This is a genomic window from Lunatimonas lonarensis, assembly GCF_000390185.1.
GTDB lineage: Bacteria > Bacteroidota > Bacteroidia > Cytophagales > Cyclobacteriaceae > Lunatimonas > Lunatimonas lonarensis.
This window is the reverse complement of sequence record NZ_AQHR01000080.1, coordinates 1-18932: the sequence shown is the minus strand read 5'-3', so window position 1 is coordinate 18932 and position 18932 is coordinate 1. Positions and strand designations below refer to the sequence as shown.

Below are 18932 nucleotides of genomic sequence, written 5' to 3'. Positions count from 1 at the left end.
GTGAATCCCAATTTGGTGGGATGGGGAAGGTTTGGCTGGCAGCATCTTAGAAGGCAACTTTAGGAAGTTTCGTGGTACGCCGCCAAAAAAATTGAGGCTATCTGGATACGATAGCCTCAATGCATGCGGCTTATTTTATGGACTTGATAAGCTGTTCGTTAAGACGGATATAATCCGGGTTGTTTTCCTTGCGGGCCATTTCCATACTTGTTTGGGCCGATTTTATCGCGGCGTCATTCAGTCCAAGTTTCTGTTCAATTTTGGCTTTTAGGTGGATTGTCCAGTATTTGGGATCGGCCTCGACAGACTTGGTGACCCACTCCAGAGCTTTCGATAAGTCTTTGCCGGTGTTGAAATAATACGTGGCGGCTTGGAAGTATACCCCTGGGTTGCTTGGTGTTTTATTGATCACTTGATCCTCAATTTGCTTCATTACGATGGCATCTACTTCCGTTTCTATGCGAAAAGAAACCTCTGATTTTTCCCACTGTAGACGAATTGTAGTCCCTGTATCAGTAATATTGTTAAAACCAATTTCAAACGTTTCAACTGAGCTCTTCAGCTTTCGCCGAGGTACTTGTATGCGAAAGACGTCGTCCTTTGGGTCGTAGCCAATGGCACCCCAGAGCGAGGTGTTTCGGTAGAAGATAAGGGTCCAAGTTGAGCTACCAGGAATACTGTAAAGCGCGTATTTACCCGCTGGTAACGACCGTCCTTCTATGGAAACATCCGTGGAAAATTCAAACGTGGTCGCTGAATTGGCACCGGTGCGCCACACCTCCCCATAAGGTACAAGTGTACCAAATATCTTTCTGTCTCTGACACTAGGTCTGCTATATTCCAAAGAAATTTGCGTCAAACCGACCAATTGGGTTGTTTTTGAGGGAGGACTCGCCTGAGGCATTTGGATTTGGGCCTCCGCGATAGTTATAAATAGGGCAAAGCAAGTTGTCAGAGAAAGAAAATATTTTGTAAACATATGGTTTATTAATTATATTGGTTCTTACTTAATCACTTAGTAGATAAAAAGCCTTCACCCGTAGCTTTCCGAGAGTAAATCCACGGGCTAAAGTTATAGAAAAAGAAGGCATGTTCCAGTAAAATGGAACAGTAAGTTAAGTTTACGTTTGCGGGGTTGATTTTTGAGGGTGTTAGTTTTTATATTGAATAAAACTTTAGAGTTAATTTAAAGACCTTATCATTTAATGAGTATAGCAATAGTCGCGCCATTTAAAGAGGTGTCGGATTGGGTTCGAACATTCCAAAAGCTCGATCCTTCACTGAAGTTGGAAGTATATCCGGATATAGCAAGGCCCGAAGAGGTAGAAACGGTAGTTGTGTGGCAACACCCCCATGGAATTTTGATGGAATACCCTAATCTAAGGCTTATATGCTCTATGGGTTCAGGGGTTGATCATATCGTAGCAGACCCAAATTTGCCAGAGGGAGTTCCCGTAACGCGTATCGTAGATCCCCGTCTCACCTATAGCATGACCAACTATGTCATCATGGGAATTTTAAATTACCACCGGCAATTCACCAGGTACCAAGAATATAAAATCTCCAGAACCTGGGATATGAGCGATCCGGAAATTGATGTGTCGGTTGGCGTGATGGGGACGGGTCAATTAGGGGGAGACGTATTGGATAAGCTCAAGGCAATAGGCATACCGGCATTCGGTTATGGCAACAGTCCAAAGCCCGAATTTCGACATCCCTATTTCTATGGTGACCAACTGGATACATTTTTGGAAAAGGTCAATGTCGTGGTCTGCTTACTGCCTCTTACTGAAAAAACAGAGGGTTTTTTAAACAAGGATTTGTTTAGCCGGTTTACTCCCGGAACCTACCTAATAAATGTGGCTAGGGGCAAGCACCTGATCGAAGAAGATCTAATGGAGGCATTGTCCGAAGGATGGGTGTCTGGCGCACTGCTGGATGTATTTAGGCAAGAACCCCTTCCGGAAAACCATCCCTTTTGGAATCATCCGAAGATTATGATTACCCCTCACATCGCATGTATTACCATGTATGAAGCGGCAGTTCCCCAAATCCTGGACAACCATCGAAGAAGGAGGGGCAATCAGCCATTATCCAATCAGATCGATGTAAACCAGGGATACTAAATCTATCAAACCTATGAAGCCTTTTACTATCCTTTGCCCCACAGACTTTTCCGAGTGTTCCTTAAACGCCATTGAGTATGCAGCTAGGCTCGGGGAGTACCATAGGGCCATTTTGGTTCTTTTTCATGTACCCAGTATAGATGACTATCGTAAGCTGATGGGGCCATCCGAAACCGACCACTGGCACAGCTTTGCGGCAACCAAGATCAAAAACCTGGCAGATACCGTGAAGCAGGAGAGTCTGAAGAATGGGCTGATCGACTGCCTATCGGTAATCAAAGAGGGAAAGACGGTTCAGACAATCTTAGATTATGCGAATGAGCAAAGGGTGGACATGATCGTAATGGGTACCGAAGGGGTGAATGACTTCAAACAAAATTACATTGGCACCAAGACCAGCAAAGTGGTGGAACAGGCCGCTCAGGATGTGTTCATTATTCCACGAAAAGTGTATTTTAAGAAGCCACGAAAGTTTGTTTATGCCACTGATTACTTGGAAGAAGACAAACTGGCCATTCAGAAAGTAATTTCACTCGCGTCCCATTACAACAGCGAGGTTGATGTAGTACACGTAGGCACAAAAATGAGAACCATCGACCGGGCATTGCATCAGGCGATGGTCGGCGAAATCAGTCCATTTATCAAATACGAAAAGGTAAATTATGTTCTAAAAGCCTACCGCGACGATCCAGGTCTTGGGTTGGAGAGCTACCTCATCTCGGCCAAGGGCGATGTCCTGTTTACGCTAAGCAAAAAGAAATCGTGGTTTGAGAGCCTTTTCACCAAAAACCTTTCCCGGAAAATGTCCTACTTTATCAACAAGCCCCTGTATGTGATCAAGACCGTTTAAATCCGTTTCTGACGAAATTCCAAAACTCATTTCTAGCCTCACCATTGGATAGAAGCTCTTTACAGGTATCGACTACATAGGAGAAAGACAACTTGGTGTCCCTTTTGTTTTCATTGATGTATGCAGGTGTAACCTTTGTTCTGGTGTGGCTGTCTTTTTCACTGGATTCCATGCTTGGCTTCATGGGTTTATAGCCGATCAACTCATCCGCCTTGGCGAAGCTTTTTTTGGATTTAGCCCGATAGCCAAGTTTTTCCTCTACGATACCTTTGTTGTTCAACGAAATGGCATCCTCGGGATCCAACTCGATGGCGATTTCATAATCAGCCAAGGCACCGTTTAAGTCACCCATCCGATCTTTTAGGAATGCGCGGCTTGAATACCTATAAGGGTTTTTGGGTTCCAGGTTTTGAGCTCTGTCCAATTCCGCGAGAGCTTCCTCGTTTCGGCCCATTAGGTGCAGCACAACCGCACGGTCGCTGATTAGGTCGCAGTTAAAGTTGTTGCCCCGCAAGGCAGTGTCAAAATCCACCAAGGAATCCTCAAATCGCCCGAGCCTCGAATAGGTACGCGCCCGGTAAGTTAAACATTCCACATCGCCTGGAATCGAAACCAATACCTTTTCGAAAACTACTAGGGCCTCGTCAAATTTGCCCTCTTTGTACTTGGATATGCCTTGATCTACTGTTGCCACCTTGTTGTTTGTCTTTTCCTGTCATACTTACAAATAATCATTCGAATTTGTTTCCTTGGGGGAGTGTTTTTTATCAAAAGACAGGTGTGATTTATACTGTAAATCACGGCTGAAATAACAACCAATCCCCAATTTTAGCTATCTTTGACAACTTATTTGTGTATTCATGCCCAGTACTCCTGAAAGTGTTTTTAAGGATCTAAAAAACGGAAAATTTGCCCCCGTTTATTTTATTCAGGGTGAAGAACCCTACTTTATCGACAAGCTGACCCACTACATCGAAAACCATGCTATACCGCTTCAGGATAGGGGGTTTAACCAAGTGGTAATGTATGGAAAGGATGTAAACCTGAGTACCGTAATCACCAACGCAAAAAGGTTTCCCATGATGGCAGATCGGCAGGTTGTCATTGTAAAGGAGGCCCAACTGATAGAAGATCTTGGTAAGGAATCAGGCGATAACCTATTGATCAGTTACCTGAAAAATCCGCTTCCAAGTACCATCCTGGTTTTCGCTCACAAATACAAAACCGTCGATGGGAGAAAGGCACTTGGAAAGGAACTGGACAAGCACGCCGTATTGGTTAAATCCGACAAAGTGCCGGAATACAAGCTTTCCCCCTACATCGAAGAGTACATCCGGGAAAAGGGCTTCTCGATTGATCCCAAAGCATCTCAAGTCCTGGCTGAGTCTATAGGCAGTAATCTAGAAGTGCTGACGAATGAAATAGACAAGATGCTGATAAACTTTCCGGATCCGGTAAAGATTACAACTGACCACATACAGCGGTACATTGGAATCAGTAAGGAGTACAACACGTTTGAGCTTACCAAAGCGTTGAGCTTTCGTGATGTGGTAAAAGCCAACGCAATTATTCAGTACTTTGCCCAAAACCCGAAATCTAACCCGTTAATACCCATTATCACGGTGTTGTTTATCCATTTTAATCGTATCTTACTGGTGTATGGCAATAAAAACCTGGGTGATCGGGAGCTCGCCGGTGTACTTAAAGTGAATCCCTTTTTTGTAAAAGAATACGTGACAGCTGCAAAAAATTACTCATTAGGCAAGGTTATTGATATTATCGGATACCTAAGGGAGGCGGATATTCGTTCCAAAGGAGTAGACACTTATATGGAATCCTCTCAGATATTGAAGGAACTGGTTTTCAAAGTACTGCACTAAGCCCGAAAAGCATTTATGAAGATAAAATTAATCGTTTTTTTTGTCGTCGTTTTCCATTTGAAAACTTCGGCCCAGTCCACGCTATATCAAAACAGCCCGGAAAAGCAATTTGATGATGCGTTGGAGCTTTACCAAAAAGACCAGTTTTCGGCCTCTAAAATTGAGTTTACCCGGTTACTTGCCCTATCACTTCCCGAGTCGAGGAGAGTAGCCTCTGAATACTACATCGCTTCATCTGCCCTGAAGTCCGATAACCCCGACGGCCCTACTCTGTTGGAGAAATTCATCGTTGACCATCCAAAGGAAACGTTGATGAATGTCGCCGCGGAAGAACTGGGGGATTTTTATTTTTTGTCCCGTAACTATCCCAAGGCCATTGAAAACTATCGGCGAATCAACGATGATTTCTTGTATGGAGAAGATAAGGCAAAGATTCTCTTTAAGACCGGGTATGCCTTTTTCATGGTCAAAAATTACAGTGAATCGATAAACTATTTTGAAGGAGCGAAAAGGTTTCGAAGTGACTACTTGGCGGATGCCTATTATTACGCCGGCTATGCGTATATGATGCAACAGCAACATGAGAAAGCTATTCGGGATTTTAAGGAAGCGGAAAAAGCACAGTCATACGCTGGAAAGGTGCCCTACATGCTGGCTTCGATCTATTATAGGCAGCGTCAGTACGATGAGTTGATCGCGTACGCCCCCGGTATTTTATCCAGACAGGGTCTGGAGCGTAAAGAAGGTATTCAATTGCTTCTCGCCGAGGCCTATTTCGAAAAGCGAAACTACGAACAGGCCGCCATCAACTATGCTGCGTTTACGGCAGCCAACAAGGGCCGCCTTACCCGGGAACAGCAGTACAAAGCCGGTGTAGCTCATTTCCATGTAGGCAGGTACACCGAGGCCAGCAATTATTTTAAGGAAGTCGCAATCGGGAACGACAGGCTTGGCCAGGTATCCAGCTATTATTTGGGGCATTCCTACGTCAAGTTGAACAATTCCCAATTTGCATCCAACAGTTTTAGTGCGGCATATAAAGCCGACCACGACCCAGCGATCAAGGAAGAGGCACTTTTCAACTATGCAAAGGTCAACCTAGAGCGAGGCAGCTTTCAAGATGCCGTTAACGCACTGGATACCTATTTGGATGTCTACCGTAACGGGCCGAGGGCGAGAGAAGCAGAGAGTTTGTTGAGTGATGCGCTGATCAATACAAACAATTACCTTCGTGCCATTGAGCACATGGACAGGATGCCAAATAAATCCGACCGGATCAAAGCCGCCTACCAAAAGGTGGCTTTCTACCAGGCAATGGTTTATTTCCGGGACGGTAAATACGGGAGTGCACTACAGATGCTGAATAAATCCCAAACCTATCCGATAGACAGGAATCTGGCGGTTCAAAGTCAGTTTTGGAAAGGGGAAACCCATGCGGCAAATGGCAACATGGACGAAGCCATTAAAGCCTACGAGGGCTTAATCGCCATGAGGCCGAACGCGCAGGATCCAAGTCTTATCAAAACCCACTATGGGTTGGGGTATGCCTATTTTAACGCCCAGCGGTATCCGCAGGCAGAAGCCCAGTTCAAAGCCTATACCGATAAGTTGCGTAATAGCAGGGATAGGGAAAACTACAACGACGCCCTGGTTCGACTTGGAGATACTTACTACGTGCAAAAGAAATTCCGGGAAGCGTTGGATACCTTCAATCGGGCCATACGGGAAAACAGTCCATACACTGACTATGCCTACTTCCGTGTGGGCGTGATCCATAATTTCGAAAACCGCAACATCGAGGCGATCGATCAGCTGAACAGGGTAATCAGTGGATTTCCAAACAGTCGGTATTACGAAGACGCCCTGTTTCAGCGTGCCCAGATTTTCATGGAGATGACAAGGTATCAGGAGGCAAGGCAAGGATTTACGGATCTGATAAATAACAGAGCCAATAGCCCGTTTATTCCCTTTGCATTGGAAGGCCGGGCAGTGGCCAATTATTCCATGAGGGACTATGATGGTGCGATCAGGGATTACAAGGCGATATTGGATGGACATCCCAATGCCCCCAACGTAGAATCCGCATTGGTAGGCCTTCAGGAGAGTCTTACCCTACAGGGAAGGGCAGGAGAGTTTTCCTCCTACCTTGCCAATTACAAACGATCCAATCCGGGCAGTGCTTCTCTTCAGGGGCTTGAATTTGAAACGGCCAAAAACCTCTTTTTCAACCGTTCCTATTCGGAGGCCATACGTGCATTTGAAAACTTTATCCGAAGTTACCCCAATGCTTCTCAGGTTCCTGAGGCGCAGTTTTTCATTGGCGATTCCTATTTCCGTCTGGGTGACAAAAACAAAGCACTTGAATACTTTTACCTTGCTGAAAAGACGCCGGAGGCATCTTTAAAAAACAGATCTATCCAGCGAATTGGTACGTTGGAGTTCGACCGGGGAAATTATGCGGAAGCCATTCGATTCCTGACAATCGGCCTTCAGCATGTAAGAACAAAAATCGAGGAATACGAAGCATTGAGTGGCCTTATGGAGGCCCATTACCGCGTCAAGCAATATGAATTGGCGGTTGAGTATGCGGATAGAGTAGTCGGAATGGGGGACATCACCATTGATGCAACCCCCAAAGCCTTGTTGGTCAAAGGGAAATCCCTTAAGGAAATGAGCAGGACAAACGAAGCCCGTGCGGTCCTCAAAGAACTGTATTCCGACTTCAAAACGGTACAGGGAGCCGAAGGTCTTTACCTAACGGCACTTTGGTTGAACGAGGATCAGCAATTCGCACGTTCGAATGAGTTGATTTTCGACGAATCCCAGCCTTTTGGAGTTTATGATTTTTGGTACGGTAAGCAGTTTATTCTGTTGGCAAGAAACTATCTTAAATTAAACGAAACTTTTCAGGCCAAGGCCACTTTGGAATCGATCGTAGGGAATTCTACGAATGAACAGGTAAAAGAAGAAGCCAGGCAGCTATTAAGAACGATCAACTGATTATGAACCAAGCACTCAAATTTCTTATACTCATCGTTCTATGGGCAGGATTAACGGTTCCTGCCATGGCTCAAGATAATACACGTGGAGCCGAAAGGGGTGAAATTCGCGATACGGAATTTATTATTCGCAAAGACCGGGTTCTTACGTTGCCAAACCAGCCGAGAATCAATGAGCGTCCGCCAACCCTTCCCGCGGTGAATAGCCAGGCCAGTTTCACGTATTCCGTAAAGGATTTTTTCCTTGATATGACACCGGTGGATTTGGATACGCAACCCTTTGTAAAAAATTTCCCTAAGCCGGCTTATGAAACCTATCACAGCTTTGCCAAGCTCGGATATGGAAACTACCAGTCTCCATTGGCGGAGATCCAAATAAACAACCTGAACAGCGAAGACCGCTCCTATGGGGTGAAACTGAAACATCAGGGGTTTTACCAGGGGCCTGTAGATGGACCAAATTCAGCTGAAGACCACACCGAAGTAAAAGCAAACGGTTCGCTGTTTAGGGATGACATGGAGATTTTTGGCGATCTGGGATATGAAAGGGATACCTATAATTTTTATGGATACTCGGAAAATATCGTAGCTGTAGGCTCCCCTTTTGAGCTCGGACAATTATTGCACTCAGCCTATGGACGATTGGGTATTCGGAAGATAGAACAATTGGATGTATTCAACTACCAGGCTACGGTAAATCTACGTCTTTTTAACGACAACTACCTTGCCCGTGAACATGAAGCAAGTGTCACCGCTCTCGTGGGATTTCGGGCCAACGATGAATTGGACGGAGGCATAGAGACAAACCTACATTTCACCTCGCCGTCTGATGCTACGTATACTGCGATCAACAGAAATTATTTTAAGCTGCATCCCTATGCCCGCTATCAAACCAAGGGGCTTCGGATAAAAATCGGAGCCAATGTCATTCATGAAAATGACATTGTACCTAATAAAAATAGGGACTTTCACGTTTTTCCGGTAGCTAACGCTTCCTTCCATCCTGTGCCGGCCTTTGGAGTTTATGCATCCTATGCGGGCGATGTAATACGAAGAACCTATCACGATTTTGTCAGGGAAAATCCCTTTCTGGGTCCAAGTGATCAACTCAGAAACACCATCCAGAATTACGAAGTTGACCTGGGTGTGTCCGGAAATATCTTGGAGGAATTAAACTATAAAGCAGGGGTGAAGTATGGTAATTTCTCAAATATGCACTTCTTCGGCAATAGCGCGGGTGACAGTACCCGCTTCCAGTTGATTTACGACGACATCAGTCGGGTATTGAGTTATCACGTAAGTGCAAACTGGAACTACGAAGGAGTCTACCGGGTGGATGGTGAAATTAATTACTATCAGTACACATTGACAGACTTAAACAGCCCATGGCATCGTCCGGAGTGGGAGATCAAGGTGCACAACACCCTCTTGCCCGATCCTAAATGGATGATTCAGTTAAATGCCCATTTGTTGGGAGGGATATCAGCGATAAATCTCGCCACAGATACTTCTACGACCTTGAAGCCCATCGTCGATTTGCATGCAAAGGTGGATTACCGGATTACTCCGAGGTTTTCGGTGTTTACTATGGGAAACAACCTGTTGAACCAATCCTATCAACGTTTTTGGAACTATCCGGTACGAGGTATCCAAGGAATAGGGGGTGTTACGGTGAAATTTTAATGGGATGGATCTAAAATGTAAATGGGTATATTTTGAGGTCAAAATTGGCTATTTGAGTGATTTGCCGTAGCTTAGCGTATTCAAACAGCTTACTATTTTTGATATGTCGGACAACAAACCCTCCAACCCTCAAGATTCCACTCCCGAAGACGATGATTTCGGCTTGCCTACAGGCAGTTTTCAGCCTCTAGCGGCCCACGACGATCCAAAGGAGGAGGAACATGATGCTGACCCTAGTGCTGTAGCTCCCATCGTCATCGAGGAGTCGGAAGCAGTGGCTGTTCCCGAAGGCGGGGGATCCACGGAGGAAAAGACATCTACAGGGTCTACCCGGGTGCTGGTTCTTATTCTCCTGTTGATTACAGGCTTGGGTGCCGTTGGGTATTTTCTAGGCTATTTTGGAGCAAAGGACGATAGACCATCTCCGGTGGTGGAAGAGGTTCGGGAGGACGAGCCTGTAAACCCGGAGGAGATCGACGAGGCGGGCATCGCGGTAGTAGACCAGTCGGGTGCCGATGTTTTGGACACTGAATTAAAGTTGGTTGAAATCACATCAAAAGGCAGTTCGCCACGTTATTTTGTGGTGGTTGGTAGTTTTATTGATGATGACCTGGCGAGGGATTACGCAAAGAAATTAAATCAAAGTGGACTTAAAACGTATTTGATACACCCCTATGGAGATATTGACTTTTTCCGGTTAGCTGTCGAGGAACATGCGAATGTGACGGAAGCCCTCACGGTCATTGAACAAGTGCAGGCAGATTTTGAAGAGAATTTATGGGTTTTGAAATATTAAAATGACATTATTACAGACACTTTCAACTGACAACGAGTTCGTTGTCGACACAGTAGCTTCCATGGGAAAATCAGGCTCTAATATAGAGCTGATCGATTTGCTTATCAAAGGTGGATATATGATGATACCCTTATATCTGTTGTTTGTTCTGGCGGTGTATATCTTCGTGGAGCGGACCATCACCCTGAAGAAGGCCTCAAAAACCCCGAAAGGACTGATGGATCAAGTAAAGATGATGGTGCAGAGTGGCAACGTACAACAGGCCAAGCTGATATGCCAGGGTGAAAACACGCCAGTGGCGCAGATGATTTACAAGGGACTGGAGAGGATCGGCAGCCCCCTTAAAAACATTGAGGTCGCTATCGAAAACGTAGGAAAGATCGAAATATACAAGCTGGAGAAGAACCTGGGTCTTTTGGCCACGGTATCCGGAGCAGCACCTATGATCGGTTTCCTCGGAACGGTAGCCGGGATGATCCGGGCATTCATCGGCGTGGCTCAGGAGGAAGGAATGGTTTCCCCCAAGTTGCTCTCGACCGGGATTTATGAGGCAATGATCACTACTGCCACCGGATTGGTGGTAGGTATCGTGGCTTATTTGGGATATAATTACTTGGTAACTCAAGTGTCGAAGTTGATCCATAATATGGAGTATTCCAGCATTGAGTTTATCGACATGCTCCAAGAAAAGAAATAAAAGGCAATGGCGCTACAGTCAAAAAATAAAATCGAAGCGGCGTTCAGTATGTCGTCGATGACGGACATTATATTTCTGTTGCTGATTTTCTTCATGCTCACCTCGTCCTTTATTACGCCCTCCGGTCTACCGGTAAATTTGCCTTCCAGTGAGACATCCGACATTGTGATGCAGGAGGTAACGGTAAGTGTAACCAAAGACCTGAGGTTTTCGGTAAACGACAGGAGGGTTGCCCGTGAAGAAATAAAAAGGGAATTGGAAGCGTTGTTAAGGGATAAAAAGGGCCATGTGGTTCTTCACATAGACAAGGAAGTTCCGGTGGAATACCTCGTAGAAATCGGCGGTATTGCTGCTACCTTGGAGGCAAATGTTTCAATCGCTACAAAACCATATAGGTAGTTCATGAGGGCATGGGAGACAGATAGGGAAAACACGGTAAATCGCAGGAAAGCGATGATAATCACGTTTATCATCAATGCACTTGTGATTACTGGTTTGTTTTTTATTGTGGTTTGGCGACAACCTATTCCGCCAATCCCGCAGTTTGGATTGGAATTGAATCTGGGCTTTACCGATAGTGGATCAGGAAATGTACAGACCCAGGCACCGCCATCTGAGGCAAGGGAACAGGCAGTAGAGGCACCCGCTCCGGGAGAAACTGCAACGCAGGTGACGCAGGCTGCGGTCCCCAAAGCGGCCCCTGAAACCTCCGTAGCCCGACCTGCTCCGGCCCAAACCCAACGGCAGCAGGAGACCAGGTCTCGCGTGGAAAGTCCGTTAAAAGGCGCAGAAACCACATCGGAAGCTGCTAAAGAAACCCCCAAACCCACGCCAAGTCAACAGCCTCCCGCTACCAGTCCAGCTACCGCAGAGGCCCCCAAAACCGAAACGAAGGCTGAGGAAAAGCCGAAGGTGGATCCAAGGGCCATTTTTGGGGCAGGAGGAACAACCGGTACCGGTAACCAGCCCAGCGCAGGCAGTAACCAGGGAAGCGCTAGCAGGCCGGGTGATGAAGGGAATCCCCAAGGGACAGTAGATGGTCGTTCAATTCTTCAATCCGGACGCGGAAATGCAGGCGATGGTGCAGGCTATAATCTTGAACTTGCTGGATGGGATTTTGCATCCAAACCCAATATTCAGGATAGGGTATCTACCCGAAATGGCCGTATTGTCTTTCGAATCACCGTAGACCAAGATGGACGCATCCAACAGGCAATCCCTTTAGAATACAATGTATCCAACGAGGTACTAAGTTACTACCGAACGGTGGTAAACCAACTATCCTTCAAACGACAAAGCGGGAATCCGACTGCTGATTTTTCTACCGGACGTATCACGTTTGTCATAAAAGTTGATTGATCCAACTACATGAACTACCAGGAGACCTTGGACTACCTGTTCCATGCGCTGCCTATGTTCCAACGAATAGGTGCGGCCGCTTTTAAGAAGGATTTAGGTCCCACTTTACAGCTATGTAAACACCTAGGTGATCCCCAAGATAGGTTTAAAAGCATACATGTGGGAGGAACCAATGGCAAGGGCAGCACTTCCCATTGCCTGGCCTCTGTACTCCAAGCACAAGGGTATAAAGTGGGTCTCTATACCTCTCCCCATCTCAAGTCATTCACCGAACGGATTCGCATAAATGGTCAGCCCATCTCCGAGGAAGCGGTTGTCGATTTTGTCAGGGATAACATGGAGTTTATGGAAACAATAAAACCCAGCTTCTTTGAGATGACCGTGGCACTGGCTTTTGACTACTTTGCAAAAGAACGTGTCGACGTGGCGGTTATCGAAGTAGGCATGGGGGGAAGACTCGATAGTACCAATGTGATCAGGCCAATAATGAGCATCATCACCAACATTGGGTACGATCACATGGAATTCCTTGGAGATACGCTACAGGAAATCGCGGTGGAGAAAGCCGGCATTATTAAATCCGGCATACCGATCATTATTGGAACTTCCCAGCCCGAAACAGAGGAAGTTTTCGTTAAAACCGCTGCTGAAAGGGAAGCTCCTATTTATTTTGCCGACAGGGAAGTAAAGGTACGCAGAGGTACGTCTTCTGGTCAGGTCCAAACCGTGCCTTACGTATGGGAATACGAATTGGTGCAGTCGGAAATCCATCTTGGTCTGACCGGTGATTACCAACTAGCAAATCTGCCGGCAATCCTTCTCGCCTGTCGACTTCTTCCTGCCTGGGGTTTTCCGCTCGATGAATCTGCCATTACCCGTGGTCTTAGGGAGGTAGTCACAAGCACGGGGCTTAAAGGCCGGTGGCAAAGGATGTGTGAAAATCCTTTAACCATCTGTGATACAGGCCATAATGTAGATGCATTTGAACTTATTGTTAGGCAACTGAGGCAAATTTCGTACCGACGGCTTTGGATGGTAATGGGAATGGTCAAGGACAAGGATGCGGGCAGTGTGCTTGCCTTACTGCCTAAGGATGCCAGCTATGTGTTTTGCCAAGCCTCTATTCCAAGAGCGATGCCGGCAGCGGAACTGGCCATGCATGCCAGAGGATTTGGCCTTAACGGTAAAGTCGTGGAAGATGTAAACGAAGCCTTGGAATGGGCAACCAAGTCCGCGCATTCCGAAGACCTGATTTTCGTTGGTGGCAGCACATTCGTGGTTGCCGAATTATCTGAATTATAGTATGGGAAGAAAAAAGTTGGAGCGGTTCCGTCAAAATGAGGAAAACCGTAACGTAGTGCAACCTGGGAAGGACCTTTACGAGAAAATCAAAGGTTGCTGGAATGATTTTTTTGGCAACGATCATCCGATCACCGTGGAACTTGCCTGCGGCAGAGGGGAATTTACCGTGGGACTTGCACGTAACTACCCCAATCGAAACTTTATCGGGATGGATATCAAGGGGTCGCGAATATGGAAGGGAAGCACGATGGCAATTCAGGAAAACCTGCCAAACGTAGCGTTCCTGCGAGGGCAAATCGAACGGTTGGAGGATTTTTTTGGAGAAGGGGAGATTTCCGAACTATGGATTACCTTTCCAGACCCCCGTCCAAAGGATAGGGATGAAAAGCGGCGTCTGACTTCTCCTAGGTTTTTGGAAATGTACGAAAAGCTTGTCCGTAAAGAAGGTGTGGTTCATTTTAAGACCGACAACACCGGTCTTTACGAATACACCCGTGAAATACTTTGCGAAAGAACCGAGGTGGAGTTGTTGAAAGATACAGATGACTTTTATGCCTCAGCTTGGAGAGACGAGCATTTAGGAATCAAAACACGTTATGAGAAAATGTTTTCCGAAAAAGGCGAAACCATCAAATACATTTGTTTTTCCGTACGTTAGTCGGCACAAACCACCTATTGGTCATCATCCAATGCTTCCAATATTTCCGATAGTTCATCAAAGTCCTTTAATCCGGGCTTGATCTCGTGTCCTCCCCGGAGGGAAATGCCCATTACATTTGTTTGTTCCAATACATCGGTTATGGTGTCGGCTTGCAGTCCAAAGCCCAGAAGGACCTTTCCATTGGCCGCGAGGTCACGAATTGTTGCTGCCACGGCATCCGTAAGTTCTGGTAAGGAATTACTTTCCAATAAAAGGATAACGTTTTTGTCACTCCAAGCTGCCCATTCATCAATCAATCCGGCTAAATCAGGCATTCCTTCCACCGATTTCCTGATTATGAATTGGTATCCTGTATTTTCCAGTATGTGCAGGCAAGAGGCCTTCTCCGCCTGGACGTACGTGATACCGGGATATCGGCCTAATGTTTCGCGGATTTTTTCCGGGTCGGTGGTTTTAAATTCCGCTACAAACTCCGGCCCTGAAAGCCAAGAGGTGATTTCCTTGAACTGATCTGGACTTACGTATTCCGGGTCGTCGGCTTCCACACAGAAACCTATCAAATCCACATACATCCCTGCGCAGTACCTGGCGTCGCTAAGGTTATTTACATTACTGATTTTTACAAAAGTTTTTAGTGCCATTTTCGCTTTTATTGTGTACTTTCCAATCTCTTTCCGTGGTCAAAGATAGTTGAATTGAAAATACCATTTTGTATTCCAGTGGACAGAAAAACTGCGGACATGAAGCAGGATCAGGCTTGTGAAATGGGAGGTTGTCGGCAAAATTGATTGATAGTTAGATGCATAGGTGGATACAGGGTTTCTTTTTGGCAGGGGTGGTATTGTTATCCATATCCTGCGATTGGACGGAGCGGGAGAGTCCCGAACCTATGAACCCTCGGTTTTCCCCCCTTCAAGTGGGAAGGTTTTGGGTCTATGAGGTAGAGCAACGGGAGTATTTTGGAGAGGCTGATTTCGAGGATTCCCATTTTTTTTACCGGGATCAGATAACCGAGGAACTTACAAATGCCCAGGGTCAACCGGTTTATCGTGTGGTTCGCCAACGATCGGTCGATAGGCAGCAGTGGGATAATGAACTGGCCTACAGCCTCCGGATGGATGAAAGCAGATTAGTCAGGTGGATGAACAATAGCCAGCATATTCTATTGATATACCCGGTGCAGCCCTTGCGTCAATGGGACGCTAATTTGTTCAATCCCACCGGGCCGGAGATTTTTGCCATCGAGCGGATCGGAAGCCATGCCATGGGAGAACGGGTGTTTCCCTCCGCGGTTTTGGTCAGGCATATGGAGGACGACGATTTTATTACTTTTCGGGATAACCGGTACGAAGTTTATGCCGAAAATGTGGGATTGGTAGAGAGTTATTCAGAAGTTTTCACCTATTGTTCCAGAAGCGCCTGCTTGGGACAACAAATTATCCAAGCAGGCCGTTTTATACATCTGAAACTATCTACTCATGGTATCTTCTAGCCGATCGGTTTTTCTACTTCTATTTACCGTTTTTTTAACCTATGGAGGCTATTCTCAGGATAGGTATGCAATCCACTATCATTACAAACCTACCGAGAGGTATAGCTTAGACCGCCCGGGGGAGCTACTGACCGAGGCTTCTCTGCTTCGAAGAGACAGGGAGAGAATTCGATTGGACAGTACCGATCTGCCTGTAGCAGATAGCTATATTGCGGCTGTTGAGGCAGAGGTAAGTCAGGTTCTCTATCATACCCACTGGCTAAATGCATCGGTAGTTGTGGCAGATGAAAAGGCAATGGCCACCATCAGATCTTGGCCATTTGTGGCAGAAACGGTGCTGATCGGTAGAGGGCCGGGCATCAGAAGCTCAAAAAATGGAAGAAAAGAGGTAAGGGTGGACAGTGCTATGGATAGCCCAGCCCATCCTTATCAGCCCTACGATTTTCAAAACGAGCTATTGGGCATACCTCAGATGCACCTTGACGGATATACCGGGGCGGGTGTGCGTGTTGCGGTTTTTGATGCCGGCTTTCACAATGTGGACAATATCCCTGCATTCAAGCACTTGTTTGAGCAGGGAAAGATTATTGGCACTCGGGATTTTGTGGATGTGGGATCAACGGGCGTTTTCAAGTCCGATACCCATGGAACGGGCGCACTTTCGCTAATCGCTGCCAATGATAATCGCTTGGTAGCAGGAGCCTACGATGCATCGATCATCCTGTGTATCACCGAGGATATGTCCACGGAATTTCGGATTGAAGAGTACAATTGGATCAAAGCAGCCGAATATGCGGACAGTCTTGGTGTGGATATCATCAATAGTTCCTTGGGGTACAATCATTTCGATGATGTGGATATGAACTACGGCAAGGACGATATGGATGGCAAGACGGCTATTATTTCGATCGGTGCGTCGATAGCCGCCAGTAAAGGGATATTGGTGGTGACCAGCAATGGCAATGAGGGAAACCTAAGCTGGCGTACAGTCACTGCACCTGCCGACTCAAAAGACGTATTAGCTGTGGGAGCCATATCCACCAGCTTGGAAAAAGCGGGGTTTAGTTCCGTAGGTCCTACGGCGGATGGCCGCATCAAGCCGGATTTGGTGGCCTATGGTACTGGGGTCAATCTTTGGAGGTACACTTCCGGTCCCAGTTTTTCCAGTGGAACCTCCTTTTCCGCTCCGCAGGTTGCCGCATTGGCCGCAGGTCTATGGCAGGCCAATCCGAATTTAAAAATGGCCGAACTTAAGGAACTGTTGATCCGAAGCGGCCATCAGGCGGAAAACCCAAACATGGAAATAGGCTACGGAATCCCCAATTATGAACGTGCCATGTTGGGCAGAGATGAAGATAGCCAGCCGGTAAGGGAACTGATTGTTTCGCTTTTCCCGAATCCATTGGAAGGGGACAGACTGTTTGTGATGAATTTTCCGCCGCAGGCGAACGGAGTTCGGTTGATTTCCAGTGCAGGTAACTTGGTAAGCCAATGGACACTGGGCAATTCGGAGCTGAGAAACCCCATGGAGTTTCACGTGGGGGATATACTTCCAGGATTGTATATTGTTGAATTTCAGTCCACTAACTGGGCTCAACGCCATAAGTTGCTGAAAAGGTAAGGAATTAGCTATTAATTTGACTTTTTTTGCCTTCCGTAGTATGCGCTAAGCGCGGTTTTTACCGCAGATGCATCAATCTCTTTATTTAAACCAAGAATTATGAGACCGTTTATCGCTCCCTCCGTACTGGCGGCAGACTTTGCCAATTTGCAACGTGACGTTGAAATGATCAATGAGTCAGAGGCCTCGTTTATCCACGTAGATGTGATGGATGGGGTTTTTGTTCCGAACATATCGATGGGCATGCCAATTGTAGAAGCCATCCACCGATATGCGAAAAAACCGTTGGATGTACACCTTATGATCGTGGATCCGGATCGATACCTGGTTCGTTTTAAGGATTGTGGCGCTGCCCACATCACAGTCCACTACGAAGCCTGTAATCATTTACACAGGACACTCGCTGAGATAAAGCGACTGGAATGCAAAGCAGGTGTGGCATTAAATCCCCATACCCCCGTGGAATTCCTCACAGATATTATCCAAGATGTAGATTTGGTCTGCATCATGTCGGTCAATCCCGGGTTTGGGGGACAAAAATTTATTGAGCATTCCTACAAAAAAATCGAACGCCTGAAAAAGTTGATAGTTGAGACCGGATCGAGTACCCAAATTGAAGTGGACGGGGGTGTTAGCTTGGAAAACGCCCCCTTACTTCTGCAATCAGGAGCGGACATACTGGTGGCTGGTAATTTTATCTTCACCTCTAAAAATCCAATCGAAACGGTAAATAAACTAAAAAATATAGCTTAAATTCAACTTTGAAACCGCTTGAATAACTTTTGGCGTATTTCTTGATGTTAAACTTGTGATATTATCGGAAATATCCGAAATTAGTAATCAAGTTTAATTAAAATGGATACATATATGAAAAAATTACGTTTGCTAGCGCTTCTGTTTGTAGGCTTCCTAAGTTTCAACGCCTTTGCCCAAGATGGAGCAGAAGAAATTACAGAGGAAGAACTGATGAAATTTGCCGTTATGGAAGACTCCGTTATGGCGTTTTTCGAGCAAAAGAACAACGAGCTCATAGATCTGATTCGGAACAACGAGGTGATCGATGGGGCCGGGCGATACAATGAAATCAAGGCAGCGTGGGATAACGATGATAAATTGGCTGAGATAGAGCTAACAGACGATGAAAGGCAAGCCTACGAAGATATTTTGGCCTTTATGTCCTCTGTTCAGGATGAGGTGAGGGAATTCAAGATCGATCTGATCAAAAACGATGAAGTACTTGGCGTCGCTACGTTCAACAAAGTCAACAAGGCGATGAAAGAGAACCCTGAAATAAAAGAGAAAGTAGATTCGCTCCAAGCGGAACTTAAGGAAAAACGTTCCGAAGATTCCGAAGTGAGTGCAGACAGCTGATAGGCTGGTGTCGATTTACCATAGATCAAAAAAACCCTCATAAACAGAGGGTTTTTTTGGTGTGCCGTGCATGTTAACTAACTAGGTGGTGAAAG

General features: G+C 46.1%; 18 protein-coding genes. 15 read left to right on the top strand and 3 right to left on the bottom strand.

Features of this window, described 5'->3' with window-relative positions:
• Nucleotides 1-130: 130 nt before the first annotated feature.
• A complete protein-coding gene (locus tag ADIS_RS12620) occupies nucleotides 131-979 on the bottom strand; it encodes a DUF2911 domain-containing protein (RefSeq protein ID WP_010854922.1) in 849 nt (282 codons plus the stop codon).
• Between the two features lie 226 nt (nucleotides 980-1205).
• Here ADIS_RS12620 and ADIS_RS12615 point away from each other — a divergent pair, with 226 nt between their 5' ends.
• Both ADIS_RS12615 and ADIS_RS12610 read left to right on the top strand, forming a co-directional pair.
• The gene (locus ADIS_RS12615) at nucleotides 1206-2126 is read left to right on the top strand and encodes a 2-hydroxyacid dehydrogenase (RefSeq protein ID WP_010854921.1); all 921 of its coding nucleotides are present in this window, start codon (nucleotides 1206-1208) and stop codon (nucleotides 2124-2126) included.
• A 13-nt stretch (nucleotides 2127-2139) separates the two neighbouring features.
• A complete protein-coding gene (locus ADIS_RS12610; RefSeq protein WP_010854920.1) occupies nucleotides 2140-2976 on the top strand; it encodes a universal stress protein in 837 nt (278 codons plus the stop codon).
• Here the strand turns inward: ADIS_RS12610 and ADIS_RS12605 are convergent.
• Entirely contained in the window at nucleotides 2963-3670 is a 708-nt protein-coding gene (locus tag ADIS_RS12605) for a tetratricopeptide repeat protein (RefSeq protein ID WP_010854919.1), read from the bottom strand. The two genes, ADIS_RS12610 and ADIS_RS12605, sit on opposite strands and share 14 nt — an antisense overlap.
• 166 nt (nucleotides 3671-3836) lie before the next feature.
• Here ADIS_RS12605 and holA point away from each other — a divergent pair, with 166 nt between their 5' ends.
• The 9 genes from holA (at nucleotide 3837) to trmB (ending at nucleotide 14350) form a co-directional block, all read left to right on the top strand.
• A complete protein-coding gene (gene holA / locus ADIS_RS12600; protein WP_010854918.1) occupies nucleotides 3837-4856 on the top strand; it encodes a DNA polymerase III subunit delta in 1020 nt (339 codons plus the stop codon).
• A 15-nt stretch (nucleotides 4857-4871) separates the two neighbouring features.
• Nucleotides 4872-7856, top strand: a complete 2985-nt coding sequence (locus tag ADIS_RS12595; protein WP_010854917.1) for a tetratricopeptide repeat protein — start codon at nucleotides 4872-4874, stop codon at nucleotides 7854-7856.
• 2 nt (nucleotides 7857-7858) lie between these two features.
• Nucleotides 7859-9538 (top strand): TonB-dependent receptor, encoded by a 1680-nt coding sequence (locus tag ADIS_RS12590; protein ID WP_035805875.1) that lies wholly within the window; start codon nucleotides 7859-7861, stop codon nucleotides 9536-9538.
• A gap of 103 nt (nucleotides 9539-9641) precedes the next feature.
• Nucleotides 9642-10334 carry an SPOR domain-containing protein gene (locus ADIS_RS12585; protein ID WP_010854915.1) on the top strand — a complete coding sequence of 231 codons (693 nt, stop codon included), beginning with the start codon at nucleotides 9642-9644 and terminating at the stop codon, nucleotides 10332-10334.
• Between the two features lies 1 nt (nucleotide 10335).
• The gene (locus ADIS_RS12580; RefSeq protein ID WP_035805872.1) at nucleotides 10336-11031 is read left to right on the top strand and encodes a MotA/TolQ/ExbB proton channel family protein; all 696 of its coding nucleotides are present in this window, start codon (nucleotides 10336-10338) and stop codon (nucleotides 11029-11031) included.
• A 6-nt stretch (nucleotides 11032-11037) separates the two neighbouring features.
• A complete protein-coding gene (locus tag ADIS_RS12575; RefSeq protein WP_010854913.1) occupies nucleotides 11038-11430 on the top strand; it encodes an ExbD/TolR family protein in 393 nt (130 codons plus the stop codon).
• A gap of 3 nt (nucleotides 11431-11433) precedes the next feature.
• Entirely contained in the window at nucleotides 11434-12390 is a 957-nt protein-coding gene (locus ADIS_RS12570; RefSeq protein ID WP_010854912.1) for a hypothetical protein, read from the top strand.
• 9 nt (nucleotides 12391-12399) lie between these two features.
• Nucleotides 12400-13692 carry a bifunctional folylpolyglutamate synthase/dihydrofolate synthase gene (locus tag ADIS_RS12565; protein WP_010854911.1) on the top strand — a complete coding sequence of 431 codons (1293 nt, stop codon included), beginning with the start codon at nucleotides 12400-12402 and terminating at the stop codon, nucleotides 13690-13692.
• A gap of 1 nt (nucleotide 13693) precedes the next feature.
• Complete coding sequence (gene trmB / locus ADIS_RS12560) at nucleotides 13694-14350, top strand: tRNA (guanosine(46)-N7)-methyltransferase TrmB (protein ID WP_010854910.1); 657 nt, start codon at nucleotides 13694-13696, stop codon at nucleotides 14348-14350.
• A 14-nt stretch (nucleotides 14351-14364) separates the two neighbouring features.
• Here trmB and ADIS_RS12555 read toward each other — a convergent pair whose 3' ends face one another.
• Nucleotides 14365-14994 carry a phosphoribosylanthranilate isomerase gene (locus ADIS_RS12555; protein WP_010854909.1) on the bottom strand — a complete coding sequence of 210 codons (630 nt, stop codon included), beginning with the start codon at nucleotides 14992-14994 and terminating at the stop codon, nucleotides 14365-14367.
• A gap of 158 nt (nucleotides 14995-15152) precedes the next feature.
• Here ADIS_RS12555 and ADIS_RS12550 point away from each other — a divergent pair, with 158 nt between their 5' ends.
• The 4 genes from ADIS_RS12550 (at nucleotide 15153) to ADIS_RS12535 (ending at nucleotide 18837) form a co-directional block, all read left to right on the top strand.
• Nucleotides 15153-15845, top strand: a complete 693-nt coding sequence (locus ADIS_RS12550) for a hypothetical protein (protein ID WP_010854908.1) — start codon at nucleotides 15153-15155, stop codon at nucleotides 15843-15845.
• Nucleotides 15832-17466, top strand: a complete 1635-nt coding sequence (locus ADIS_RS12545; RefSeq protein ID WP_010854907.1) for a S8 family serine peptidase — start codon at nucleotides 15832-15834, stop codon at nucleotides 17464-17466. Before ADIS_RS12550 ends, ADIS_RS12545 begins: the two co-directional genes overlap by 14 nt.
• 99 nt (nucleotides 17467-17565) lie before the next feature.
• Nucleotides 17566-18219: a ribulose-phosphate 3-epimerase gene (rpe, locus tag ADIS_RS12540; protein ID WP_010854906.1), complete on the top strand. Its 654-nt coding sequence runs from the start codon at nucleotides 17566-17568 to the stop codon at nucleotides 18217-18219.
• Between the two features lie 114 nt (nucleotides 18220-18333).
• The gene (locus tag ADIS_RS12535) at nucleotides 18334-18837 is read left to right on the top strand and encodes a hypothetical protein (RefSeq protein ID WP_035805870.1); all 504 of its coding nucleotides are present in this window, start codon (nucleotides 18334-18336) and stop codon (nucleotides 18835-18837) included.
• Nucleotides 18838-18932 lie beyond the last annotated feature (95 nt).

What these genes read in the sequence shown, in the direction of transcription:
- ADIS_RS12545 (WP_010854907.1), top strand. Translation starts at nt 15,832, where the DNA reads ATGGTATCTTCTAGCCGATCGGTTTTTCTACTTCTATTTACCGTTTTT.
- ADIS_RS12535 (WP_035805870.1), top strand. Translation starts at nt 18,334, where the DNA reads ATGAAAAAATTACGTTTGCTAGCGCTTCTGTTTGTAGGCTTCCTAAGT.
- ADIS_RS12595 (WP_010854917.1), top strand. Translation starts at nt 4,872, where the DNA reads ATGAAGATAAAATTAATCGTTTTTTTTGTCGTCGTTTTCCATTTGAAA.
- ADIS_RS12610 (WP_010854920.1), top strand. Translation starts at nt 2,140, where the DNA reads ATGAAGCCTTTTACTATCCTTTGCCCCACAGACTTTTCCGAGTGTTCC.
- ADIS_RS12570 (WP_010854912.1), top strand. Translation starts at nt 11,434, where the DNA reads ATGAGGGCATGGGAGACAGATAGGGAAAACACGGTAAATCGCAGGAAA.
- ADIS_RS12555 (WP_010854909.1), bottom strand. Translation starts at nt 14,994, where the DNA reads ATGGCACTAAAAACTTTTGTAAAAATCAGTAATGTAAATAACCTTAGC.
- ADIS_RS12575 (WP_010854913.1), top strand. Translation starts at nt 11,038, where the DNA reads ATGGCGCTACAGTCAAAAAATAAAATCGAAGCGGCGTTCAGTATGTCG.
- ADIS_RS12585 (WP_010854915.1), top strand. Translation starts at nt 9,642, where the DNA reads ATGTCGGACAACAAACCCTCCAACCCTCAAGATTCCACTCCCGAAGAC.
- ADIS_RS12620 (WP_010854922.1), bottom strand. Translation starts at nt 979, where the DNA reads ATGTTTACAAAATATTTTCTTTCTCTGACAACTTGCTTTGCCCTATTT.
- ADIS_RS12615 (WP_010854921.1), top strand. Translation starts at nt 1,206, where the DNA reads ATGAGTATAGCAATAGTCGCGCCATTTAAAGAGGTGTCGGATTGGGTT.
- ADIS_RS12580 (WP_035805872.1), top strand. Translation starts at nt 10,336, where the DNA reads ATGACATTATTACAGACACTTTCAACTGACAACGAGTTCGTTGTCGAC.
- rpe (WP_010854906.1), top strand. Translation starts at nt 17,566, where the DNA reads ATGAGACCGTTTATCGCTCCCTCCGTACTGGCGGCAGACTTTGCCAAT.
- ADIS_RS12565 (WP_010854911.1), top strand. Translation starts at nt 12,400, where the DNA reads ATGAACTACCAGGAGACCTTGGACTACCTGTTCCATGCGCTGCCTATG.
- ADIS_RS12590 (WP_035805875.1), top strand. Translation starts at nt 7,859, where the DNA reads ATGAACCAAGCACTCAAATTTCTTATACTCATCGTTCTATGGGCAGGA.
- holA (WP_010854918.1), top strand. Translation starts at nt 3,837, where the DNA reads ATGCCCAGTACTCCTGAAAGTGTTTTTAAGGATCTAAAAAACGGAAAA.
- trmB (WP_010854910.1), top strand. Translation starts at nt 13,694, where the DNA reads ATGGGAAGAAAAAAGTTGGAGCGGTTCCGTCAAAATGAGGAAAACCGT.
- ADIS_RS12550 (WP_010854908.1), top strand. Translation starts at nt 15,153, where the DNA reads ATGCATAGGTGGATACAGGGTTTCTTTTTGGCAGGGGTGGTATTGTTA.